The 26,506-nt window shown below is 75.6% G+C and carries 1 protein-coding gene; it reads left to right on the top strand.

Annotation, left to right across the window (positions count from 1 at the left end):
• Positions 1-4: 4 nt before the first annotated feature.
• The gene (locus ACQPXD_RS40080) at positions 5-26,497 is read left to right on the top strand and encodes a hypothetical protein (RefSeq protein WP_432827540.1); all 26,493 of its coding nucleotides are present in this window, start codon (positions 5-7) and stop codon (positions 26,495-26,497) included.
• The last annotated feature ends 9 nt before the right edge of the window (positions 26,498-26,506 follow it).

Here is a 26,506-nt window from a genome sequence, read left to right as displayed (position 1 = left end):
CGCAATGCCGTCCGTAGCGCCCGCCCGGCCCGCCGCACCCCCGATCGACAACGACGCCGACGCGATCGAGACGCTGGGCAATCGGTGGATCAACATCGGCGACGGCCTGCACACCCTGAAGAGCGCCATCGAGACGGCAACCTTCACGCTCGCCTCATCGTGGTTGGGGCTGGCGTACGACGCCATGCTCTCGGTCAGCGTCGTCATCAAGAGCAAGCTCGCCGAGGTCGGCGACCAGTCGATCCAGCTCGGCCGGGCCCTGGTCCAGAACGCCCACGACCTGCACAAGAAGGCCCAGGACGAGAAGAAGAACTCGCTGATCAACATCCTGGTCGGGGTGCTGTCGCTGGGCCTGGGCTTCGTCGGGGGCTCGCTGCTGGGTGCGGTACTACGCTCCCTCACCACCGTGCTGACCAACATCCTGGGCAAGATCCCTTTCCTTTCCCTGTCGGCGGCGGGGCGCATCGCTGCCTTCTCCGCGGGCGCGATCACCGGCGCCGGCCTCGAGTTCACTATCCAGGGCCTGTCGTACCTCGTCGCGCAGGGCGTCATCGGCGGCCCGTTCAGCCCGTTCGACTGGACCGGCCTCGGCATCAACGTCCTCGTCGGCGGCCTCATCGGCGGCGGGCTCGCGTTGGGAGATCCGGCGCTCGGCAGGCCGGCCGCACCGAAGATCGGCGCGGGCGGCGCGCCCGGCGGCGGCCGGGCACCGGCGCCGGTGAACTTCGGCGCGGGCGAGGGCGCGCTCGACATGCAGTACACCCCGCAGAACCGCCCCGGCAGCTTCCAGGTCAACCCGCCCGGGGAAGGACTCGCCGCCGGCCCGGGGCCGCAGCGCTCGCCGGCGAACGCCGGCGAGCCCGTGCCGTCCCTCGGCCAGCTCGGCGACGGCGTCCGGGCACCCGCCCGCTCCTCCACGTCCGCCGGGGCCGCCGGGTCCGAGGTGCCCGGCGGCCTGCCCGGCACCCGCGCCGGGGCGCCGACCACCGCCCCGGCCGCCGCCGCCGAGCTGGCCCAGCCGCCCGCGCTGCGCCCGGCCGGCACGGCCGCCGGCGCCAGGACCGCCACCGGCGGCGGTGACCTCGCCGCGCCGCCACCACCGGCGGCCGGCTCCCGCGGCGCGGCCCCCGAGAACGCCAGCGGCTCGGGCGCGGTGGCGCAACCACCACCGACCGGCCGCTCCACCAGCGGCGCCGGCGCGGCGGTCCGCGACCCCGGCCCCGGCACCGTGGCGCAGCCCGTTCCGGCCCGCCCCACCGGCACCACGACCACGGCCGTGCGCGAGTCCGGCCCCGACACGCCGGCCGCCCCACCGCCGTCACGCACCTCCGCCGACGCCGGCCCCCCGCCGGCCGCGACCGATGGCGCGGGCCGCGCGGCGCAGCCCGCGCCGTCGCGTGCGGCTGGTGATGGTGGTGTGCCGCCGGCGGTGGCTGATGGTGGGGGCCGGGTGGTGCAGGCTGCGCCGTCGCGTGCGGCTGGTGATGGTGGTGTGCCGCCGGCGGTGGCTGATGGTGGGGGCCGGGTGGTGCAGGCTGCGCCGTCGCGTGCGGCTGGTGATGGTGGTGTGCCGCCGGCGGTGGCTGATGGTGGGGGCCGGGTGGTGCAGGCTGCGCCGTCGCGTGCGGCTGGTGATGGTGGTGTGCCGCCGGCGGTGGCTGATGGTGGGGGCCGGGTGGTGCAGGCTGCGCCGTCGCGTGCGGCTGGTGATGGTGGTGTGCCGCCGGCGGTGGCTGATGGTGGGGGCCGGGTGGTGCAGGCTGCGCCGTCGCGTGCGGCTGGTGATGGTGGTGTGCCGCCGGCGGTGGCTGGCGGTGGGGGCCGGGTGGTGCAGGCTGCGCCGTCGCGTGCGGCTGGTGATGGTGGTGTGCCGCCGGCGGTGGCTGGCGGTGAGGGCCGGGTGGCGCAGCCCGCGCCGTCGCGTGCGGCGGGCGATGGTGGTGGTGCGCCTTCGGTGGTGGCTGGCGGTGAGGGCCGGGTGGCGCAGCCCGCGCCGGCGCGGGGGGCCGGAGACGCCGGTGCGGCCACGCGCGGCGAGGGCGCGCCGGTGGCCCAGCCGGCGCCGGCGCCGAGAGGCCCCGCCGGGAGCGCGGGCACCGTTCGCGCCGGCGGCGACGGGGTTGCCGAGGCCGTCCCGCCGGCCGTGCCAACGGAGCGGCTCGGAAATCCGCCGGCCGCCGCCGGCACCGGGCCAGGGCGGACGGCGGCCCCGGGACCGCTCGGCGAGCCGGCACCATCCGCCGCCAAGGCGCAATCCGGCGGCGGGGATCCCGGTGTGGTCGGTCAGCCGGGAGTTGGGCGGCCTCCGGTTGCGGAGGGCGGGGGTCCCGCTGCCGGTAGCCCGAGGGGTTCGGTGGGTCAGCCGGGAGCCGAGCGGCCCCCGGCCGTGGAGCGAGCGGAGCCCGCCCCGGTGACCGCCGGGACGGACCGGTCGGTGGCTCAGCCGGTGGCCGGGCCCGCCGCCGACCAGGCTGCGGTCGGCGCCGGAACCGGACCCCGGCGGGCCGCGCCGACGGACACCGGCGGCCTCACGGACAACGAGCGGGCGCGGGATCTCCGGTCGTACGCGAAGTTCGACGAGCCCGGGCAGCGGGGCGAGGCCGCGCCGCCGCCCGCCCCGGCGAGGCCGCCGCAGCCGAAGGCCGCGAAGCCCGGGACGGACGATTCCGCCAACTTCACGGGCGACGGCCATCGGCTCGGCACCGGCAGCGTCGTGCGGGACCTGTACGAGCAGGCCCGCGGCGTACCACGCGGCGAGAGCCCGATGGCGGAGTCGCGCGACCAGCGCTCGTACGACACGGTGACCGGTGGGGGCCGGGCGGTGGATCCACCGGCCGCGCTGCGCAAGCCGGCGCCGGCCGAGCAGCCCGCGCCCGGCGACTTCCCGGGCGCGGGCCGGCGGCTCGGCGGCGACACGACGGTCGAGCGGCTAGGCGACGCGGCCCGCAAGCTCTACCAGAACTTCGCCTCGCCGCCGTCGCGCGGTGCGGGCTCCGCCGACGGGGCGGCGCCGGGCGAGCGCGGGCAGAGCTGGGACCACTACGAGGCGACGACCCGGCGCAACCCGGAGACGATCGACGGCAGCGGCGACCGGGCCTCCGCCGGGGCCGCGGACTCGCGGCCGCAGTCGGCGGCGCGGCCGGTGCGGCCGGTGCGGGAGGAGGACGTCCAGGGGCCGGGGCGGACACTCTCCACCGGCCGGTCCCAGCAGACCGGCATGGAGGCCCTCGGCGACGCGGTCAGCGGCGCGGCCAACCGGATCACCGGTGGGCGGATCGGCCCGCCGGAGGCATCGAAGGCCGTCAGCCAGCACTGGACGCAGCCGCGGCCCGCCCCGGACGGCGAGGCGGCCCGCGCCGCGAACCCGGCCCCTGGGACCGGTTCGGGCCGTTCGGGGGCGCCGCGTGGAGGGGCTGCCCGCGATGCCGCGGAGCTGCCGCCGCACCTGCGCCCCAAGCAGCCGCGGCCGACCGGTGACGAGCCCGGCAGCATGACCTTCAACGACCTGCGCGGCGACGAGGTGCCCGGCGCCCGGGACAACGGCGGTGGCTCCACCGGCGGCGGCGCCCGGGGCAACCAGCGCGCGGCGAGCGAGGGCTCGAAGACCGTGACGGTCACCGAGAGCAAGCCGCGCACCGAGACCGGCGGCGGCGATCCGAAGCCCACGTCGCCGTTCGACCGCGACGGGCGGGTCCTCGAAGACGGCCGGCGCGTCGCGCCGGGGGAGCGCGATCCGCAGCGCCAGTCCCAGTCCCAGCTGCAAGGGCGGCCGGGCCGGCCCGTCGGCGAGGAGAGCCTGACCCCGGCCGAACGCGATCGGCAGTACATCGAGTCCCGCACTCGGCTGATCAACAAGAACGACGAGCTGTCGGTGGCGCCGGCCGACCGGCCGCGCCCCGCCGAGCCGACCGGGGCGGCCGAGCCCGTCGCGGGTAAGCCCGGGCCGGAGCGCACCGGCTCGGCGGGGGCGGCGAACCCGCGGGCGCGGTCCGGGTTCCCCAACGAGACGAAGTTGGTCGGCGCCGACTCGCCCCGGCCGGTCGGCGCCGTCGACCGGCGCCCGATCGGCGAGCGGGTCGCCGACGCGGCGACCCAGCGGTCGGACGGGGGGTCCGATGGGGCGTTCGACCGGCCGCGGCCGACCGAAGCGGTGCGGCAGCAGCTGCGCCAGGACGCGGCGGCTGAGTACCGGCAGGAGCGGCAGGAGCAGTTGCGGCAGATCGAGCAGGAGGCGCGCGCCGCGGCACAGCGCGAGGCCGTACAGGAGCGGCCGGTCGTCCCGCGGCCGGATGCCGAGCTGGCCGCGGCGCGCGCGGCCGCGCCGCAGGGGACCCACTTGGACCGGGCCGGCGACAACTACTACGTGTACGCGGGTGAGCCGTGGCGCGGCCAGGGCTCACCGGGCGGCGCGGCGGACGCCCAGGCAGTGCGGGCGGTGCGCGGCGCGCCGACCGTCGTGGTCGATCCGGAGTACGGCGACCTGGCCGGCCTGCGCGCCGTGGTGGACCGGGTCGGCGCCACGGCGCCGAACGGGGTCGTGGTGTCGCTGGGCGGGCCGAAGCAGGTCACGCCCGAGCAGGCGCAGCGGGCCGCCGACAACATCTTCGCGCCGGAGCGGGGCGGCGCCGAGGGCGTGGCCCGGTTCCCGGTCGAGCGGTTCACCGAGCGGCCGGTTGGCGACCAGATCGTGCCGATCGACCGCGACGGCCGGGTCACCCTGCCGCCGCTGGCCGACGCCTACTACGTCTACCCGACCGGGGTCGTGCCGGATCCCCCGACGCCGTACCGGCTGCCCGCCGCGCCGGACGGCGGCTGGCGCCTGGACGAGGGCGTCGTGATGAGCGTGTCCGGCCGCGACACCATCGAGTTCCGGCCCGCGGACGGCCCCGCGGATGGCGCCGCGGATGGCGCCGCGGATGGCGCCGCGGATGGCGCTCCGGCCGGGGCCGGTCTGCCGGTCACGGTCGGCGGGACGACGTTCGTCTTCCACGTCTCGCCCGATGAGCTGAGCCCGGACACCCGGCGGCTGCTCGGCGAGATGCTGCGCCGCCCGTTGGAGATCGAGCTGCGCGATCGGCAGGCGGCCGCCGAACGGCTGGCCGCGGCCAACCTTGCGGTCGGACCCGGGTTCGCCCTCACGCCGACCGGCTCCGGCTTCGCGCTGACCCCGGACGGCCTGCCCGGCGATCCGCCGGCACCCCCGCGGCCGCTCGACCTGCCGGCGCCGCCGGCGGCTCGGGACGGCGTCACCACGATCGTCGTGGACGAGCGCGTCACCGTGGCGCCGCCGGTGCGCCGGTCCCTCGGCGTCGTGCCGGACGGCGGTACCGCCGTGGTCGTCCTGCCCGGCCCGGGGCTGGCCGCGCCGCGGATGCAGCGGGCCGCCGACCGGGTCCTCGGCCCGGCGGGCGACGGCCAGGTGTGGTTCCCGGCCGGTCGGCTCGAGGGCCCGCCCGGGGAGGGCTTCGTCCCGGTCGACCGGTGGGGCCGCCCGGCCCACGCCCCGCTCGCCGACTACTGGCGGGTGCCGGCCGGCGGCCAGGCCGAGCTCCCACCGGCGGAGCGGCCGCTGCCGAGCCTCGTCGAGGTCGCCCCCGGCGTGGTCGCCGAGCCCTACGGCGGCGCCGAATGGCTGCACGCGCCGGGCCTGCCCGCCGGGACCGCACCGGGCCGGGCGGTGACCATCGGCGGCACCGACGTCATCGTCGATCTGGCCCAGCTGCCCGACGAGCACGTCGCGGCGGTCGACGACTTCCTCGCCCCCGCGTTCCAGCGCCACGCCGAGGCGCCGCCGGCGGATCCGGGGCCGGCGGATCCGCGGCCCGGAGAGTCCGAGGCGGGACCGGCCCGGGTGGACGAGCTGCCCGGCTTCAACCTGCTCGGTGTCAACGCGGGGCCGCCGCCGGCGTGGCATGCGCTGCTGAGGCTCGCCGACCATGGCGTGCAGGACGCCGTGACCGACCTCGTGGAGCAGGTCCGGGCGCGGCTGTCGATCGAGCTGCTCGCGGGCGATCCCGCCGCGAACCGCCAGCAACTCCTGGTGACCTGGGTACAGCGGCTCGTCGACGACATCGCGCAGCGGGCCGGGCTGCCCGTCGCGCCCAGGGTGCGGGCCCTCGGCGCCGGTGGCGGCCGGCGCGGGCGGTTCGACCCGTCGACGTACACGGTCAGCATCGGCGGCCTGGACCGGATCGCCGCCGACCCGCTGCCGGCGCTGACCACGACGGTGCACGAGATGGTGCACGCCGAGCAGTACTACCGCGCCGTCGAGGGGTTCCTGCCGTCGACCGGCGTGGACCGGCAGGCCCTGGTGCAGGTGCTGGAGCAGGCTGGCACCGGTCAGCTCCGCCCGCCGGCGACCGGCTGGACCGCCGACCGGACCGCGTTGTTCGACGACCTGTTCGGCGCGGGCGCGGCGAGGAGCACCGCCGCGGAGCGCGGGCTGGAGGCGATCGCCGCTCCCCTGCGCGGCCGGACGGCGCTCACCGCCAAGGAGCGGACCGATTACACCAACGCGCTGCAGGCGTGGGCGGCCCGGCCGGAGGAGATCTCGGCGCACCACGTCGAGCGGCGCACCTCCCGGCCCGGCCTGCCGTGGTACCGCGGTGCCGGCATGGCCGGCGACTCGTACGTGAGCGCCGTCCAGCCCTGGGCCGCGGGCACGGACCTGCGGCGGTTGGCGGACCAGATCGCGGCGCTGGTGACGCCGCGCGACGCCCAGCTGGAGCGGCAGGTGAGCGACCGGGTCCGGGAGGCGCTCGCCGAGGAATCGCCCACCGAGTGGATGAGCCTGCTGCAGACCGGCATCTTCGTGGAGGAGGCGCCCGAAGGCGTCGTCGAGCGGGTCCTGGACGGGCCCAGGCGGCTGGTCCAGATGGCGACCGGCGACTCGCCGAACTGGGTCCACGTCCGCTTCCGGCTGGGCGACCAGCAGTACACCGGGCCACGGGCCGGGCTGCGCACGGGCGAGAAGGGCGCGGCGAGCCGCTACGGCGACACGTCGGTCAAGGACGCGGCCAGCAAGGACCGCGACTCCAGCCTCAGCCTCGACTACGACAACCTGCTCCGGCACGTCAACACGTTCACCGGCCTGATCACCAACAAGCCCGACATCGACTTCTCCCGCCCGTCGGCCCGCCACGAGTCGGTCGCCCGGGAGGTCCAGTCCGGCAACCGCTCGCTGACCGGCGACAACTCGGCCTTCCTGACCGACGTGGTCGTGGAGGTGGCCACCAGAGGCCAGGCCGCCGCGAACACCGTGACGTTGCCGTCCCGGCTGACGGTCGAATACCCGGCGGCCTTCTCCGCCGTCGGCGGCGCGCCGGGCAAGGCCGGCGTCGCCGGGCGGGCGGCGGGCGACGGCTGGGTCACCGTGGACAACCCGGCCGCCGTGCACGAGGTCAACACCACGCTGAACAGCTTCGACGCCAAGCCGCTGGTCGACGCGCTGGAAACCCTGATCTACACCACGAACTGGTCGGCGTTGCCCGCGCTGTTCACGAACCAGGGCCGGACCGCGGCCGCCGGCCGCAGCGTGTCGGAGCTGATGGAGGAGCTGCACGAGAAGGCGGTGAAGGACCGCAACCGCTACGGCCTCGGCGGCTCGCTGGTGCTCAACCAGTTCGAGCTGCCCGACGGCAGCGCGGCCGCCCTGGTGCTCTACATCGAGGCGGCCCAGGCCCGCGTGCTCGGCGGCGCGCCGGCGCGGATCCGCGACGACATCGCCTCGACGTTCACCACGAAGACCGGACGGAAGACCGGGTCCAAGCTCGGTGTGTCGTACGCGTTCCACGCCCTCATCAAGAGCATGCTCTCGACCGGCTTCAAGGTCGGCGGCGACTTCGGCCGCAACCTCGGCTACTCGCTGCAGGAGCAGGACCAGGCGAAGACCGCGTTCATGTCCAACGCCAAGGCCGGCGAGATCCGCTACCAGGTCAACTGGGACGTCGGCATCGCGGTGCTCACCCCGTCGCGCGCACTGCCGGTGCAGACCGTGCGCACGGTTGGCGAGATGGGCGTGAGCGCGGAGGACGCGGCCCAGTTCGAGCACCGGGCGTTCGGCGGGGTGCGCTCGCCGGGCCTGTCCGGCACCCGGGTCTACGGGCCGGCCGGCACCCCCGACCCGGCGGCCATGAGCGTCGCGCAGAGGCTCGGCGCGCTCGGCGTGGCGCCGAAGGACCTCCAAGGGATGCTGCTGCCGTTGCGACGCGGCGCCGGCAGCGCCTGGAGTCACCTCCGTTCCGGGTACCACAACCTGCAGGACCTGCTCAGGCCGCCCGCGCCGTTCGTGTCCGACCGGCCGGTGACCGACCCGGTCACGCTGCAGGCGTTCGCGGCGCGCACGGGCCCGACGCAGGTCGCCGTACCGCGGAGCGTGCTGCAGCGGCCGGCGAACCCGCGCGAGCAGGCGTGGGCCGGCCTGCGCGCCAACCCCGGCCAAAACGTGACCGTGGTCGAGGGCGGGACCGGCGACCAGCCGGTGCCGGGCGCGAACCAGGTGCCGCTGCGCTTCGTGGTGGACGCGCAGGGCGACGTCACCGGGGCGTACCAATTCGTGTCGGAAAGCGGGAACTGGCGCGTGGCGGGCTGGCTCCCGGCGCCGGCGCGGGCGGCGGCCGTGCGACCGGGACCGGCCGCCGACCAGGAACGCCAGCCGGTGCGGCTGCCGCAGCGGGAGGCCATGCGGCTGCGGTTCACCCCGCCACGGCCGGGGGCCGGGCAGCATCCCACCTGGGCCCGGGACCCGTACGAGCCACCGGAGCTGGCCGCCCGGTGGGGGCTCGGCCCGGGACAGGTCCGGGAGCTGCCCGGGGCCGAGAACATCCTGCCGGTCGCGTCGGCGATGCTGACCAAGCTGGCGCACGAGTACCACGTGGGCGACCTGCTGCTGCAGCAGGGCATCGCGAAGGTGTACCGCGACCTCGCGGCGCGCTTCGGCCTCGGCGGCATCCGATCGCGCTATCGCGACGGGCTCAGCGGTGGCGTGGACCACAAGGTGACGCTCGGCCCCTACACGGTCGAGGTCGTCGTCGCCGCGGCGCTGGGCCCCCGGTTGCGGCCCTCGACGCCGATGCTGGAGTCGTCGATCGACCGGCAGAACAAGGCCGGCGTGGCGGTCGAGTCCGGCGAGGACCGCGGCTTCTCCGTCGGGGTGGAGGCCGACCTCGGCGGCCACGTGAGCCACGGCTCGAGCGTGATCGGCGACTACGGCGGCGGTGGCGGGGCCGGCTACCAGAGCAAGCGTGCCGCGGAGTCGAACCGGGGCAGCAAGATGTACACCCGGGAACGGCTCGACGGCGTGCCGCGGCGGTTCGACTACGCCGCCGGGTACGTCGTGACCGGCACCGTCCGCGACCGGGTCACGCAGCGGCTGCTGAGCAGCGAGAGCCGGGAGCTGTACGGCCCGAAGTACTGGACGCCGGTGTACGTCCCGCGCCAGTACCTGCCGGTCGCCCTCGACGGCCAGCCGCTGCCGGCCGTGGAGACCGTGGGGCAGGCCCTGGTCCTGTCGGTGCCCGACGCCCTGGGCAACCGGCTGCGGGAGCTGAACCGGCTGATCCCGCGCGCCGGCGGGCACCAGCGGTGGGACCTGCCGGCCGGCGGCCTGGTCGGGATCTCGGCGTACCTGCCCGGCTCCGAGGAACTGGCCTGGGTCGCCGGCAACCTGGTGCGCCGCCACGGCGGGCTGCCGCCGGCCGCCGACCGCACCGACCTGCCCAGCGAGGTGCGTGACGGCCTGTCCAGCACGGTCCTGCCGGGCCGGCTCGGGCCGCTGAACTCCCCCGGCGGCATGTACCTCCCGCTGCCCGAGGACTCGGGCGGCGTCGAGCGGGCCCTCGCGGTCCGGCTGGTGATGTTCAACCCGCGCAACAGCGGCCGCCGCGACGCGGCCAGCGAGCACTACCAGGAGACGGACGGCCGGTTCAGCACCTCGTCGGGCTCGGCCACGACCTGGCCGGAGGTGCACGCCGGCTTCTCCGAGGTGGTGCGCACCTCGAACGCCGGGCAGGGCGGCGCCGGGCACCACAAGCGGTCCGACGACGAGGCGGCGCACCCGCCGGCGGCCCGGCCCTCGGACGGCGGCGCCTTCGGCAACCGCTTCCGCGGCGAGCTGGTCCCGGTGATCTTCGAGCGCAAGACCGGTACCGAGGAGAATGCCACCGGCGGCAACCTGACGCTCAACATCGTGGGCTTCGCCAAGGAGGGCTACTCGGCCCGCGCCGATGCGCTGTATGAGATCACCAGCTTCCGGTGGACGGGCGACGGCGCACCGAGCCGGCAGCACGTCTACGTGTGGCTCGAAGGGGGCGTGCAGCTGGGTGCCGCGCAAGGTCCGGCGGTCGCCAACAACTTCCCGCTGCCGTCCGACCCACGCGAGCTGGTGCCGGACACCCTGGTCCCGCCGGACCCGACCCGCGACACGTTCTACGTGGACCCCGCGGCCACCCTGCCGCTGTCCGGCGCGATCGAGATCGACGCGGCCGGCGTGCTGCCCGCCGCGAAGACCCTGCTGCAACAGCACGGCCTGCTGCCGGCCGCGCAGCGGGACACCCCCACCGACGTCGTGCGCGGCCTGACCAACACGTTCGACGAGTGGGCGCTGCTCCGGTCGGTGACCAGGCTGGCCAACGGCGGCGAGATCTCGCACCTGGTGACGGTCCGGCCGAGCGTCCTCACGCCGGGCGGCGCTGTCGGCAACGTGCAGCGGGCGCGGCTGGTCCTCAAGGCGACCTGGGGCCCGGAGACCTACGACGGATTCCGGCCGGACGCGACCAACACCGTGGGCGGCCAGGCGTTCGACATCACCCGGGACAACGCCGTGCGCGAGCGCGTGTGGAAACAGATGCTCGACCTGGGCGGCCGGGCCGGGAAGAACCTGGCCGGCGAGGGGGAGAGCCCCCGCTGGATCCAGATCAACCTCGGCGGCTCGCTCGGCATGGCGCAGCAGAGCGAGCAGAAGCAGGGCACGACGGTCACCAAGCGTGACATCCGGCGGATCACGGTCAAGAACGGCACCGACGCGAACACCGGCGCGCTCACCGGCCGCTCCGAGCAGTTCTCCCATACCCTCACGTTTCGGCTGTACCTGTACGAGGCGACCGAGCCGACGGAGCTGGTCCGGCTGCTGCGGTCCGGCTACCAGGCGGCCCGGGAGACGCTGGGGATCGCCGACACCGAGGCCCAGGCGCCGATCGCCACGAGTCCGCCGGTCAACGGCAGCGCCACGGTGCTGGTGCCGCAGTTCATGGTCCGGGACCAGCCCGCGGGCGCGATCCCCTCCGCGCGCCCGCCGGCGCCGGCCGCGGCGGCGCCGCCGACGGTGGGCGGCAACCAGATACCGGCCGGGGTGAACGACCCGCGGCACTGGGTCCATCTGCTGGCCAAGTTCGTGCTGATGTACGGCGCGTCGGGCGCGGAGCAGGTGACCGCGGCCGCGCAGCGGGCGGCCGCGGCCTCGGAGCGCTCGACGACGGTGCCGCGGATGAACCCGGCCCGCATCGACGGGGACCTGGCCTCGGTCGCCCTCGACGGGGCGAACCTGAACACCAACGTGCGGGACCTGCTGCTGCACCGGCTGCAGGTGCCGCGGATCGGCGGCGGCGAGCCGCTGAGCCAGGGCTTCACGGTCAGCCTCGCCATGCCGCTGACCGACGCCAACGCGGTCGCGCTGCTCTTCCCCGAGCACGCCGCCGAGCCGGAGGCCGAGCTCAAGGGCGCCTACGAGACGGTGCTGCGGCTCATGCTCCACGCCGTCTACCTCGACGGCGAGGACCCGAAGCGCGGCGACGGGGCCGGCATCAACTTCGAGTACGTACGCAGGATCGCCGAGGAGCTCGCCAGCACCGGCGGCGACTACACCGAGCTGAACTCCACGTTCGACACCAACTTCGTCGTCTACCGCTTCGACGGGACGTTCGTCACGCACGGCCCGCGGCGCCAGGCCGGGGTGAACGGCCGGATGTACGGCCTGCTGCCCCGCGACGTGGCCCAGGAGCTCCACCGGACGGACAGCGCCGTCTTCGGCGACCCCGACGGCGCCGGCATCACCCGCCCACCGGCCCGCTTCGCCGCGCTCGGCCCCGCGACCGTGCCCTCGGCGGCCGCGACCGTGCCTCCGGCGGCGGCGACTGCGCCTGGGACCGCGCCGTCAGGGCCTGCGAGCGGTGCGGCGCCGGCGACGTTCGTGCCGCCCCGGGTCGGGGCGGGCGGGGCGATCGAGCTGGGTAGCCGCGCGGCGGCGGCCGGTCCGTCCTCGGCGGCGGGTCCGTCCTCGGCCGCCGGCCCGTCCTCGGCCGCCGCCGGTCCTCCCCGGATCCAGGAGCTGCCCGGCTTCGACGCGCTGGAGGCGGGGGCGGGAGCGCCGCTGCCGGCGTGGCACCGGCTGGTGCGGTTCACCGACGAGGACATGAGCCGGCAGGTCTCCGTCCGGCTCGAGCAGGCCCGGGCGCGGCTGTCGATCGAGCTGCTCGCCGGCGCGCCCGGTGCGAACAAGGAAGCCGTCATGCTCGCCGGCGTGCAGGACTTCGTCGACGGGCTGGCCAGGCTGGTCGGGATGCCGAACCCGGTCGTGGTGTCCGGGGTGTCCGGCGGCCGGCGCGGCCAGTTCGACCAGCTGCGGTGGGCGGTGCGGCTGGGCGGCCTCGGCACGGTCGGCGCCGACCCGGCGGGCGTGCTGGTCACCGCCCTGCACGAGATGGTGCACGCGGAGCAGTACTTCCGGGCGGTCGAGGCCATGCTCGGTCCCGGGACACCCACCCGGGACGCGCTGGTCGGAGTGCTGGACCAGGCCGCCGCGGGGGAGGTGCCGGCGCCGCAGGACAAGGTGGTCGGCGAGCTGTGGGACCAGCTGTTCGGTGCCGGCGCCGCCCGGGCGCGCGCGACGACCGCCGCGCTGGAGCAGCTTGCCGATCAGCTGCGGGGCGGGCCGGCCGGGCCGGCGCTGCCGGCCGATCAGCTGCGGGCCTACGGCGACGCGCTGACCAAGCACGCGACGCTGCCCACGGAGCTGGTGGCCCACCGCGTCGAGCAGCGCGCCGCCCGGCCCGGCCTGCCGTGGTACGCCGGCGCCGGCATGGACGGCGATTCCTACGTCTCCGGCGTCGAGCCGTGGCGGTCCGCCGACGACCGCAGCAACGCGGCCGATCAGATCGTCCGGCTGGTGGGGCTGCCCGACGGCGACCGCCGCACCCCGGCGCTGCGCGACCGGCTGCGCGCCGAGGTGGAGGCCGCGCTGGCCCTGGAGAAGCCCACCGAGTGGACCGAACTGCTGCGGCAGGGCCTCTTCGTGGCGGAGGGCGAGCTGTGGGCCCGGGTGAGCTTCACCACGCGCAACCCGGTGTACGCCGCGGCCGCCGCCGCGAAGCGGGCCGGCGAGTCGCAGAGCACGAGCCGCTACGGCGACACGACCGTCAAGGACAACGCGGGGACGGACTCCGACCTCGACATCCGGCTGGCCGTGGAGAGCCTGGCCCGGGCGCTGACCGGAGCCCTGGGCCTGTTCACGTGGGCCCCCGACGTCGGCTGGACCCGCGTCTCCGGCCGCCACGACGCGACGGTCCGGGAGATCCAGGCCGGCAACCGGTCGCTGGCCAACGCCGCGCGGACGTTCCGCAACGACCTGACGGTGAGCGTGCTGTCCAGCGGCGGTTCGCCGGCGCGGACGACGACGCTGGCCGGGCGGCTCACGGTGAGCTACCCGACGGTGTTCTCGGCCCTCGGCGGCGGCGTGGTCGGCGGCGGCGTGGCCGGGCAGTCCGGCGACGGCTGGCACGACGTGCTCAACCCGATGGCCGTGCACGAGGTCAACAGCACCGTCAACGCCGTGGACGTCGCCCCCCTCGTGGCCGGGCTGCGGCGGCAGATCGAAGGGCAGGACTGGACCCGGTTCGGCTGGCTCGGCCTGCGGTACACCGGCGCGACGGCCGGCGCCGGGCGCACCCTGTCCGAGCTGCGCGCCGAGATCCACGAGAAGTGGATCAAGGACCGCAGCCGGTACGCCCTCGCCGGTGCGCTGGTGTCCGACGTGTTCGAGCTGCCGGACGGCTCGGACGGCGTGATCATCGTGTCGATGGCGCTGCGCCGGGTCCGCGCGGTCGGCGGGGCCTCGGCGCGGGTCCGCGACGACATCGCCTCGACGTTCACCTCGAAGGGCGGCCGGAAGCTCGGCAGCAAGCTCGAGGTCGGCGTGCCGTTCCATTTCCTGATCCACAGCGCGCTGTCGCTGTCGTTCGGCTTCGGCGGCGGCGTCGGGCGCGACGTCGGCTACTCCCTGCAGGAGCAGGGGCAGGCGAAGACCGCGTTCATGTCGCCCGGCGACCGCGGGCAGATCCGGTACGAGGGCGAGTGGGACTTCGGGGCGATGGTGCTCACCGCCGGCCGGACCCTGCCGATCGTCGTGACCCGGGTGAGGGGCGAGCTCGGGGTGGCGGCGCCGGACGCGGCGCAGTTCGAGCATCGGGCGCTCGGCGCCGTGCGAACGCCCGGCCTGTCAAGCGCCGGCGTGTCCGGTCCCCCCGGTGCGAAGGCCACCGGGGCGCCGGGACCGGATGCGCCGCTGGGCCCTCTCGGTGTGATGCCGCAGCAGCTGCAGGGACGGCTGCGGTGGCTGCGCCGCGGCGCCGATTCGGCGCTGGGCACGGCGCTGGGGCTCTACCACAACACCGCGGACCGGCTCTCGGCATACCTGCCGTTCGGCGCGGACCGGCCGGTGACCAACCTGGAGCAGCTGCTCGAGTACGGCCGGCGGTTCCCCGGCACCGAGGTGTACGTGCCCGAGCGGGTGCTGCAGCGGCCCGACTGGCAGGCGGTGCACAACGATCGGACCGCGCCGGTGCGGATCGTCACCGGCGGCCTCGACCAGCAGGTGCTGCCCAACACCACCGAGCGCAAGACGTTCGTGCGGTTCGTGGTCGACAACGACAACGAGTTCGCCGGAGCCTTCGAGTTCCGCACGGACGGTACCGGCGCCGCGCTGGCGACGAAGTGGAATCCGCTGCAGGTCCGGCGCCCCAAACCACCCGCCGCCGTCGCGGAGTCCGCGGCCGGGGGCTCCACCGCGGGCCGGGCGGCCACCGGGGGGCCCGCGGCCGCCACGGCGCCGCGGCGGGCGCCGCGGCGCGGCGAGCTCATCGGGAACGAATGGGCGGACTACGAGCGGCGGGCGGGTACACAGGGCCGGCCGGCCACGTGGGCCCGGGATCCCTATGAGCCGCCGGAGCTCGCCGCCCGGCTGAGCCTGTGGCCCGGACGGGTCCGCGAGCTGCCCGGCGCCGAGGACCTCTTCGGCGAGGCGGTGGTCACGCTCACCCAGCTCGTGCACCAGTACCGTCTCGGCGACGTGCTGCTCGAGGGCGGCATCGCGAAGGTGTACCGCGACCTCGCGGCCCGCTTCGGGGTGCCCGGCATCCGATCCCGCTATGCCGACGTGATGAGCACGAGCGTCGACTACCGGATCACCCTGGGCGACTACGTCTTCGAGATCTCGGTCGGCGGCCGGCTCGGCCCCCGGCTCGGGCCGTCGAAGCTCGCGCCCGGCTCGATCGACGTGCAGAACAAGGTGGCCGTGTCGGCCGAGGTCGGGGAGACCCGCGACTGGTCGGGCGACGTCGAGCTCGAGCTCGGCTATCACGGCCATCCGCGGCACGACATCTTCTACGACGCCGGCGTCGGCGGCGGCGTCGCCTACAAGTCCGGCAGCTCGGCGGAGACGGTGACCGGGAACAAGATGTACTCCCGGGAGCGGCTCGACGGCGACGCGCGCCGCTTCGACTACGCGGTGGCGTACTTCGTCACCGGCGTGGTCCGGGACCGGCACACCGACGCCATCCGTTCGGCGCCCGACCCGCGGGTGCTGTACGGCGACCGCTACTGGACGCCGGTCTTCGTCCCGCCGCAGTACCTGCCGGTGCACCCGGACGGCACGCCGCTGAAGGCCGTGCCGCCGGTCGGGACGGTGCGGGACCTGCCGGTGCTCCCGGCCGCCAACTGGGAGAAGGTCCTCGGCGCCGCGCTGCCGCGGCCCGGCGGCAAGGCGCACGAGCGGTGGCGGCTGCCGTCGGGCGGCCTGACCGGCGTCTCGGCGTACCTGTCCGGCGCGGAGGAACTCATCTGGGCCACCGGCGAACTGGTGCTGCGCCACAGCGGGCGGCCGGCCCCGGCGGACTGGAGCGACCTGCCGATCGAGGTACGCGACGAACTGACCACGACGGTACTGCCCGGCAAGTTCCCGAGCCTGGTCGCCCCCGGCGGCATGCTGTTCGCGCTGCCCGACCACGAGGGCTGGAGCCGGGGCGTGGCGGTCCGCCTGCGGCTGTTCAACCCCGGCTACGAGGGCCGCCGCGACGCGGGAACCGAGGACTACCAGGAGGTCGACGGCCGGTACAGCACCTCGGAAGGATCGACGTGGACGCTGCCGTCGCTGACGGCCGGCGTGTTCAGCATGGTCAAGACCTTCGGCGGTGGCTCCCCGGCGGCCGCCACCGGCGGGGCGGGCGAGGCGGACGGCGGCGGGCACCACCGGCGGGAGACGGCGGAGCACTCGTCGCCGGACGGGCACGCCGCGGGGCCCTCCGACGGCGGCGCGTTCGGCAACCGCCTGCAGTGGAACCCCGTGCGCGCGACCTACGAGAACAAACAGGGCCGGCACGCCAGCCAGATCGGCGGCAACCTGACGATGAGCATCGTCAGCTACGCCAAGGACGGCTACCGGGCCCGCGCCGACGCCATCTACGAGATCACCAGCTTCCGCTGGAAGGACGACGAGGCGCCGGAGGTCGAACGGCGCAACCTGTGGATCGGCGGCGGCGCCCTGCTGGGCGCCCCGCATACGGTCGCCGACGACCTGGGCTTCCCGAAGGCGCCGCCCGGCGAGCGGGCGGCCGATCCCGCGGTCGCCGCCGACCCGGCACGCCACACGTTCTACGTCGACCCCGACGCCGCGCTCGGGTTCGCCTCGGCCATCGGCGTCAACGCCCCCGGCGTGCTGCCCGCCGTCAAGACCATGCTGGTGCGGGCCGGCCTGCTCGCCGAGGCCCAGAAGGACACGCCGAACGACATCGTGCGCGGCATCACCACCAAGTTCTCCGACTGGGCACTCAAACGGGCCGCGCCCACCCTGCGCAACGGCCAGATATCGCACACCATGCCGGTGCCGGAGGTCCTGTGGAAGGGCGGCGGAATCTTCGGCGGCGTCCGCAAGGTCAAGGTCGTCCTGTCCGCCGACTGGAGCGACGAGCAGTACGTGCAGTGGCGCCCGGACGCCACCAACACCGTCGGCGGCCAGTCGTTCGACATCACCCACGACAGCGACGTCGGCGCGACGGTGTGGGACCTGCTGATCTCGAAGCTGGCCGGCCGGGTCGGCCGCCAGCAGGGCGACCCCAACGGGCCGAACCCGGGCCGGCTGCAGGTCAACATCGGTGGCGGCGGCAGCGTCAAGTGGGAGAGCGAGGTCAAGCGCGGTACGACGGTCACCAAGCGGGACATCCGCCGTACCACCGTCAAGGACAGCGGCGGCGCGGCGACCGGCCGCGCGGAGCAGTTCCGGCACACGCTGAGGTTCCGGATCGAGCTGTTCGCGGTCACCGAGCACAACGAGCTGGTGCGGTTGGGCCAGGCGGGCGTGCAGCGGGCCAAGGAGGCGCTGCACCGGCGCGACGAGACCCCGGTGCGGCCGATCGCGCGGAACACCACGGTCACCGGCACCGTCGACGTGCTGGTGCCGCAGTTCATGGTGCGCGACGCGCCGGCCGGGGGGCGGGCCGCCCCGGCGAAGCGGCCCGAGCCGCCCGCGCCGGCGGTCGCCGCGCTGACCCCGCCGGCGCTGCCCGGCTGGCTCGACGACGTGGTCGAGTACGCGCTGATGTTCACCACGCCCGACGCCCCGCGGATCATCACCGCGGCGCCGCGGGCGGCGGCCGCGGTCGAAGGCTCCACCGTGGTACCGCGCCTGCACCCGGCCCGGGTCGACGGCGACCTGCTCGACGTCGCGCTGAGCGCCGACAACCTCGTCACCAACGTCCGCCCGCTGCTGCGGCACGAGCTGCGCCTGCCCCAGCTCGGCGGCGAGGACCTCAGTCAGGGGTTCACGATCGAGCGGGCCACGCCGTTGACGACCTTCCGCGCCGGCGAGCTGATCTTCCCCGAGGAGGCCGCCGAGCCCGAGACGGAGCGCAAGGTCGTGCGCGCCGCCGACGGCGAGTTCGAGCTGCACATCCAGCCGGCCAGGGGCAACCCGCCGACCAAGTCCACCGGGTTCGGGTTCGCCGCCAGGTCCAAGCGCAACGCGGAGCGGGAGCTGGCCAGCACGGCCGGCGACTACATCGAGTCCAACGTCTCGTACGACACCGAGTTCCTCGTCTACAAGTTCGGCGGCACGTTCGTCACCTACGGCCCGGCCCGGCAGGTCGAGGTCCGCGGCGCGATGTACGGCATCCTGGCCCGCGACGTCGCCGAGGACCTGCACCGTCAGGCCCCGGGGGTGTTCGGTTCCCCGGACGACCCCGCGATCACCAAACCGCCCACCCGGACCCTGCCGAACGCCACGGCCACGGCCGTCCCGCAGGCCCCGGACGGGTCGTCGACCGCCGTCCCCCGGCCGCCGGTCACCGCGAGCGCGCCGCCGAAGGTCGAGCAGTACAAGGGCCCGATCGAGATGTCCGGCGCGCTGCCGCCGGGACAGACGGGCGGGCGGTCGGCGGCGGGGCAGCCGCGGGTGGACGAGCTGCTCGGGCTCGACGTGCTGCGGCTCGACGGCGGCCCGCTGCCGGCGTGGCACAGCCTGCTGCGGCTAGGCACGGCCGGCGGCGTCGGCGAGGCCGCCCGGCTGATCCACCGGCTCGCGCAGCGCCTCGCCGGCGAGCTGCCGAGCGCCACCGACGACAACGGCCGGCGGCAGTACCTCGCCACGGCGGTGCGGGACCTCATCCACGGACTCGCCCGGCATGCCGGCCTGCCGCATCCCCCGGCCGTGCAGCTGCGCGGGACGCTCGGCGGCCGGCGCGGCGAGTTCGTCCACCCCTGGACGATCCGGCTGGCGGAGCCCGGGACCATCGACCCGCCGGCGGCGGTGCGCACGCTGATCACCGCCGCCCACGAGATGGTGCACGCGGAGCAGGATTTCCGGGCGGTGGAGGAGGCGTACCAGGCGCTCCTGCCGCCGGCCGGGCCGAGCCCGGCCCAGGCCCGCGACGCCCTGCTGGCCGCGCTGGACGCGGCGGCCCAGGGCCGGGGGCGCCCCGCCGCCCCGGCGGCCGGCGCGCTGTTCGACGACCGGTTCGGCACCGGGGCGGCCGCCGCCCGGGCCGCGTTCGACGCGCTCGACCGGCTCGACGGCGGGCTGCGCGGGCTCCGGGCGGACGGGGTGAGCGGCGCGCAGCGCAAGGCCTACCGGGACGCGCTGCAGGCGGTGGCGAAGCTGCCCCTGGAGGCGTCGGCCGGCGCGGTCGAGCGGACGCTGCGGGAGCCCGGGCTGCCGTGGTACGTCAGCGGCGGCATGCGGGGCGACTCGTACATCGTGTCGGTCCGCGACTGGGCCGACGGCGAGCTCGGCAACGCGATCGGGGGGATCACCGGGCTGGTGACGCTCGCCGGCCGCCCGCACGACACCATGGTCGAGCGGCTCCGGCAGCGGCTGACCGCCGAGCTGGACACGACGAGCGACGCGGCGTGGGAGCTGCTGCTGCGCCAGGGCCTCTTCGTGCAGCACGGCAAGCACTTCGTCGAGGTGCGCTTCGAGGAGCGCAACCAGGCGTACAGCCCGGACGAGCCGGCCGGGGACCGGGCCGGCACCAAGGTCTTCACCAGCCAGTACGGCGACGTCACGGTCACCACCACCGAGGAGGAGGGCAGGCACCGGGGCATCAGCACCGGCCCGGAGTTCCTGCGCCGCCAGGCCACCAAACACCTCGGCCTGTTCACCACGGCCGTGAACGTCGACCTGGACCGGCACTCCGGCGGCCACCGGGGCACCGCCGACGAGGTGCAGTCCGGCAACCGCTCGCTGGCCAACGACGCCAACCCGTTCCGGGTGGATGTGGTGGTGCGGGTCACGACCGACGGGGTCACGAACCCGGCGTCCGTGACCCTGCCCGGGCACCTGCTCAAGAACTACCCGGCGGTGTTCGCGCCCGCGGTGGGCGGGCCGTTCGGGATCCCGCCCGGGGCGCAGGGCGGCAGCGGGTGGTACCAGGTGCTGAACCCCGCCGCGGTGCTGGAGGTCGACAGCACGCTCAACAGCATGGACCTCGCGCCGGTGGTGCACGAGTTCAACCGGCAGCTCACCCGCGAGAACTGGTCGCGGCTCGGCCTGGGCGGCGGCGGGCGGGCGTCGGCCCGTGTCGCGCGGACCAGGTGGACGGTGCAGGGGGAGTACCTCAACGAGAAGAACTTCAAGGACCGTAACCGCTATCTGATGTCGGGCTCGCTGGTGACCGGCGCGTTCGAGCTGCCCAAGCCCGGGGTCGACGGCGTGCTGCTGGTCAAGGCCGAGCTGGTGCGGATCCGCCCGCTCGACCCGGCCCGGGCGATGATCCGCAACGACATCGCCTCGACGCACACCGAGAAGCGGGGCGTCACCGAGAGCTCGAAGACCGGCATCGGCTGGCCGCTGGGCTTCCTCATCGACGGCGTCGGCTCGCTCAACCTCGCGTTCGGCGCGAACATGTCCGGCGAGGCGGAGTACACGCTGGCGGAGCAGACGCAGGCGAAGACGGCCTTCATGTCGGACCCCAACGTGCCGCAGGTCCGCTACGAGGCCGTGTGGCGCGTCGGCCTGCGGCTGCTGACCACCGACCGGACCACGGCGCCGATCGTGGTGCAGGCGAGTGGCGAGTTCGCGGTGTCGGGCGCCGACGCCGCGCAGTTCGAGCACCGCGCGCTCGGCGGGGTCCTCACCCCGGGGCTCTCCGCCGCCGGGGTCACCGGCCCCGCGGGCGCGGCCGACCCCGCCGCGCCCGGCCTGAGCGACGAGCTGCAAGCGCTCGGCGTGCCGCCGGAGGTGCTGCGCGGGCCGTGGCACGGCCCGGTGTCGAGGCGGTATAAGCAGTTGACCGCCGCGACCAAGATCGCCGTGCTGCGGACGGCCGAGCTGCTGGCCGCCCCCGACGGCGTCTTCCGGCCCGGCCGGCGGGTCACCACGCCGGCCGAGCTCATCGCGTACGCGCGCGACCTCGGGCCCGTGCAGGTCTACCTGCCGCCGGACGTGCCGCGCAACCACCCGCAGTGGCAGGGCCTGAACGGTGCCCGGCTGGTCGTGCTCCGGCGCCCCGAGCACCGCCTGCCGCAGCCGACGGACGCCCCCGCGGCGACCTCGTCGGCTGCGGCGGGTCCGTCCACTGCGGCGGGTCCGTCGGGTTCGGTGGTGCAGACCCGGGTCCGGTTCCTCGTCGCCACGGACGGCACGATCAGCGGCGCCTACGACTTCGGCGCCGACCGCTCGCGCGGCACGATCGAGTGGACGCCCAACCCCGCGGTCGTGCGGGTCACCCCGGCGGTCACCGGGCCGCCGCCGGTCGCCGGGCCGCCGCCGGCCGCCCCGTTGCCGCTGGCGCAGATGGGCCTGCCCGCCCGCTCCCCGGGGGCCGCGCCGGATCCGTACGAGCCGGAGGAGCTGGCCAGCCGCGTCGGGCTCGGCGGCGGACGCGCTCGCGAGGTGGCCGGCGCCGAGGACGTCTTCCCGGCCGTGGCCGCGTTGCTGACCGGCCTCGCCCACGAGTACCAGGTGGGGCACCTGCTCGTGAAACGGCAGGGCGTGGCCAAGGCCTACAAGGAGCTCGCGGTCAAGTTCGGCGTGCCGGGCATCAAGGCCCGGTTCCCGGACATCGAGGCGCACGGCGTGTTCCACCGGGTCACCCTGGGCCGGTACACCTTCGAGATCTCCCTGCACGCCGGGCTGGGCGACCTGCTCGGACCGTCCACTGTGGATCGCAACGTGACCGTGGACAACCAGGGCAAGCACGCGGTGTCGCAGGACCACGGCGAGTCCCGGCAGTCGGACCTCGGCTTCGAGATCGAGGGCGGCTACCACGGGCACCCGGTGGCCGACAAGTTCTTCGACCTCGGCGCCGGCGCCGGCGGCGGCTACCACAGCAAGAGCGCCGCGGGGCTGACCGCCGGCAGCAAGTCGTACTCGCGCGAGCGGCTCAAGGGCGACGCCCGCAAGTTCCGCTACGAGACCGGCTACGCCATGAACATCGTGGTCCTGGACCGGCGCGGCAACATCCTGACCAAGCGGCCCGGACCGAGGCTTTCCGGCGACCGGTACCACACGACGGTGCTCGTGCCGCCCCAGTACCTGCCGGTCCTGGCGGACGGCAAGCCGCGGCCGGTGGCCCGCATCGGCGCCGTGCGGGAGCTGCCCGACCCGCCGCGCGGCACGGACTGGCCGACGCACCTGCAAGCGACGCTCGGCACCGCCCGCCCCCGGCAGGAGTGGCGGCTGCCCGCCGGCAAGCTGACCGCCGTCACCGCATACCTCAACTCCGCCGAGCACCTGATCCGCGCGGCCGGCGATCTGGTACGGCAGCACCGGCTGGACCCGGCCGACCGCACCCCGATCGTGCGGGACACCGCGGACGTCCCGGCCGGGGTGCGCAACGAGCTCGCCACGACGGTGCTGCCGGAGAAGTTCCCCAGCCTCGCCTCCGAGGGCGGCGCGCTGATCCCCCTGGGCCAGGACGCGGACGGCTGGAACGAGGCCCTGCGGGTCAGGCTGCGCGCGTTCGACCAGCGCTACGACGGGCGCCGGGACGCCGGCACCGAGGACTACAAGGAGACCGACGGCCGCTTCGTCACCAAGAACAGGTCTGGCTTCAGCGCGGGGGTCACCCCGGTCGTCAGCTCGGTCACCAAGACCTTCGGCGCGGGGTCGCCCGCGGCGCAGCCGGCCGCGGGCGGCGGGCACGCCCGGCGGGAGGAGCCGGCCGGCGGCAGCGGGGAGCACGGCGGCACCGGCGGGCACGGCGAGACCGGCGGGACGACCGCCGGGCACGGCCCGACCGACGGCGGCGCCTTCGGTTCCCGGCTGGTGTACAACCCGCTGCGGGCGCTCATCGAGTACACCAGCAGCCACCAGGACAGCCGGATCGGCGGCAACCTGGCGATGAACATCGCCGGATACACCGACCCCGGCTACCGCAACCGCGCCGACGTGCTGTACGAGATCACCAGCTACCGCTGGCGGGGCGACCGGGCGGCGACGACCATGCGGACCAACCTGTGGGTCGACGGCGGGCTGCTGGCCGGCGCACCGCACCAGGCGGCCCTCGACCTCGGCTTCGACGTGCCGGCCGGCGAGCGGGTGCCCACTCCGGTACGCCTGCCCGACCCGGCGGTGCGGACGTCCTATGTGGACCCCGATGCGGCGGTCGGCCTGTCGACGCCCATCGGGGCGTCGGCGCCGAACCTGGTGCGGCTCATCCAGGACATGCTCGTCGATGCCAAGGTCATGCCGAGGGCTCACCTCGGCGTACCCACCGACATCAACATCGGCGTCGTCCGCACCTTTGACGACGAGGGCCTCCGGCGCGCGGCGACCAAGCTGCGGGGCGGGCGGATCGAGCACACGGTGGTCGTCCCGGTCACGAACTGGCGGGGCCGGATCCTGCGCAACGTCCGCCGGGTCAAGGTCGTCGTCACCGCGGAGTGGGATCCGGAGGAGTACCAGCGGTGGCGCTCCGATGCCCGCAACACCCGCGGCGGGCAGGCGTTCGACATCCGCAACGAGAGCGAGATCCAGGCGCTGGGCAAGCAGTTCAAGCTCGCCAAGCTGTCCGGACGCACGCCGCTGGACCGCAAGCGCGGCCGCAACAACCTCAACATCGGCGCCGAGGGTTCCTACGAGCGGGAGTCCGAGCGCAAGACCGGCGAGACGATCACCAAGCGCGACATCCGGCGGATCACGTTCAAGGCCTGGGGGTCGGAGGAGTTCGAGCACCCGGTCGACTTCTGGGTGGAGCTGTTCGAGGCCACCCAGTGGACGGATGTGATCCGGCGGGGCGCGGACGCGATCGAGTGGTTCCGCGAGCTCACCGACGCCCAGCGCCCGGCACTGCCGTCCGCCCTGGGCTACGAGCGGATCGACGAGCCCGCGGCGCTCCCCGGCGAGCCCGAGCGGCAGCGGCTGGACCGGCCGATCGCCACCAGCGCCCGGCCGGTGCCCGGCCGGATCACCCTGCTGGTGCCGCCGTTCATGGTCAAGGACGAGCCGGGCGGTACCGCCGCGCGGAACAGGGCCGCGGACAACGCGGACGACGTCGCCGGGCCGTCGCGTGCCGGTGGCCCGAGCCGGCCGCGGACCGCCGCGTTGCGCATGTTCCGGCGCAAGGCCGAGGCCCGGCAGCCCGCCCCGGGCGTGCGGGTCGGCCCCGCCGCCGCGGCCGCGGTGCCGGCCTGGATCGCGCCGCTCGCCGAGAGCGTGCTGATGTTCACGACCCCGGATGCGGTCAAGGTGGCCAAGTACGCCCACCGCGCGACGGCCGCGATCTGGCGGCTCAACCAGGGCCACACGGACAGCGACGTGCTGGACAAGGCGCTGGACAAGGACAACCTGGCCGCGAGCGCCGCCGACCTGCTGCACCACCGGATGGAGATACCGCGGCTGGGCGGCGGCGAGCTGCGGCAGGGGTTCACGCCCACCGGCGCCCGGCTCGTGGCACCCTACGGCGAGGTGGCCGGCGACGAGCTGATCTTCGGCGAGGTGGAGATCGAGGGCGAGCACGAGCTCAAGACCTCCAGCGCGGGGCAGTTCGCACCCGAGGTACACCTGCAGCCGTCCAACGACCCGCGCCGCCGGGTCGGGCCGGGGCTGAGCCTGAAGTTCCGCGGCGGCAGCGGCCAGGAGGGCTCGAGCGCCGCCGGAAACTACACCGAGTTCAACCGCTCCTACGACACCGGCTACTTCGTCTACCGGTTCGACGGCACGTTCGTGACCCGCGGCACGACCCGGCAGGTCGAGGTCGACGGGCGGATGTACGGCATCCTGCCGCGCGACGTGGCCGAGCGGCTGAGCCGGCTGGCCGGCCCGGCGTTCCAGGCCCCGCCCGCCGCGGGTACCGCGCTGCCGGCCCTGCCCGACCGGACCCTGCCGGCCGCGAACCCCGCCGCCGGGCCGCCACAGTCGCAGCCTTCGTCGCAGGCCCAGGCTCAGGCTCCATCGCAGGCCCAGTCGAAAGGCAAGGTTCGGGCGACCGGTGCCGGCCCGGCGCGGGTGGCGGAGCGGCCCGGCCACGACGTGCTCGACTTCGCCGCGCCGCCGCCGGCGTGGCAGGAGCTGATCGGCCTGGCCGCGCCCGACGTGGTCGGCCGGGTCGGCGCGGTGGTCGAGCGGGTCCGCCGGGAGCTCGCCGCCGACCTGCTCGACCTGCCCGACGGCAACGCCCGCCGGGAGGCGGTCCTGGCGGCGCTCAACGGCCGGCTGTTGCCGGAGCTCGCCGACCTGGCGGGGCTGCCCGTCGTGCCGCGGGCGGTGGCCGGCCGCGCCGGCGAACTGCACGGGCAGCTCGAGCCCGACGGACCGGCGGTGCGGCTGCACGGGCTGGAAGACACCGGCCCGGACCCGCTGGAGGCGCTCGTCACCGCCGCGCACGAGATGGTCCACCTGGAGCAGTACTTCCGGGCCGTCGAGCCGCAGTACGGGCGGCTGCCCGCGGCGTCGCCGCGGGACGCCTTCCTCGCCGCGCTGGACGAGGCCCGCCTCGGCGCCGCGACCCGGCCGGACGGCCCGCGCGGCGAGCTGTTCGACGACCTGTTCGGGGCCGGGGCCGCCCACGCCGAGTCGGTCACCCAGGACCTGCTGCAGCCGGGCGGGCCGGACGCACCGGGATACGCCGAACGGCTGTGGCGGTACGCGACCCTGCCGGTGGAGGCGTCGGCCAACGCGCTGGTCGGCGCGCTGCACGTGCTGCGCGCGACCGACCCGCTGGCCCCGCTGCCGGCCGACCCGGCCGACCTGTGGCCGATGCCGGCGCCGCTGGACGCCTGGCTCGCGCTGGACACCTGGGACGAGGTCGCGGCGCTCCTTCGCGCCTACCCCGGCCTGCTGACCAGCCCGGCCACCCGGGACAGCCTCGCCGAGCGCCTCGCCGCGCACCCGGACGACGTCCGGCTCCGCACCTTCCAGGCGCTGCTCGACCTGCACGACGAGGGGCTGGGCGGCCCGGCCCTGGACTACCTCACCGCCGCCGGCCCGCCGGCCCGCAAGCGGGCGCTGCTGAAGCTCCTGCCCGGCGCGAGCGCCAAGGTGATTGCCGCGCTGGCCGACCTGGCCCTGGGCGGGCTCACGCTCGACTCCGAGCGGGCCGTGGTCGCGGCGATCCAGTCGGTCGCCGACATCATGGAGGGCCGGCCCGGCCATCCGGGCGAGCGCGTCCTGCCACTACGGCGGTTCCTCAGCCCCGGCATGCGCCAGGAGCTGGTCATTTCGCTGTACGAGCACGGCCGCGCCCATCCGCTGATCAGCGGCCCGCTCAAGCAGCTCGGCACCGCCATCGTGACCTGCTGAACCGGGGCG

Origin of the sequence: Dactylosporangium sp. CA-092794, assembly GCF_050948465.1 — a bacterium.
GTDB lineage: Bacteria > Actinomycetota > Actinomycetes > Mycobacteriales > Micromonosporaceae > Dactylosporangium.
Note: the sequence above shows the minus strand (reverse complement) of the source record. Positions and strands in the feature narration are given on the sequence as shown.

Excerpts from the sequence above, each read along its gene's own strand:
- ACQPXD_RS40080 (WP_432827540.1), top strand. The coding sequence starts at position 5 with ATGCCGTCCGTAGCGCCCGCCCGGCCCGCCGCACCCCCGATCGACAAC.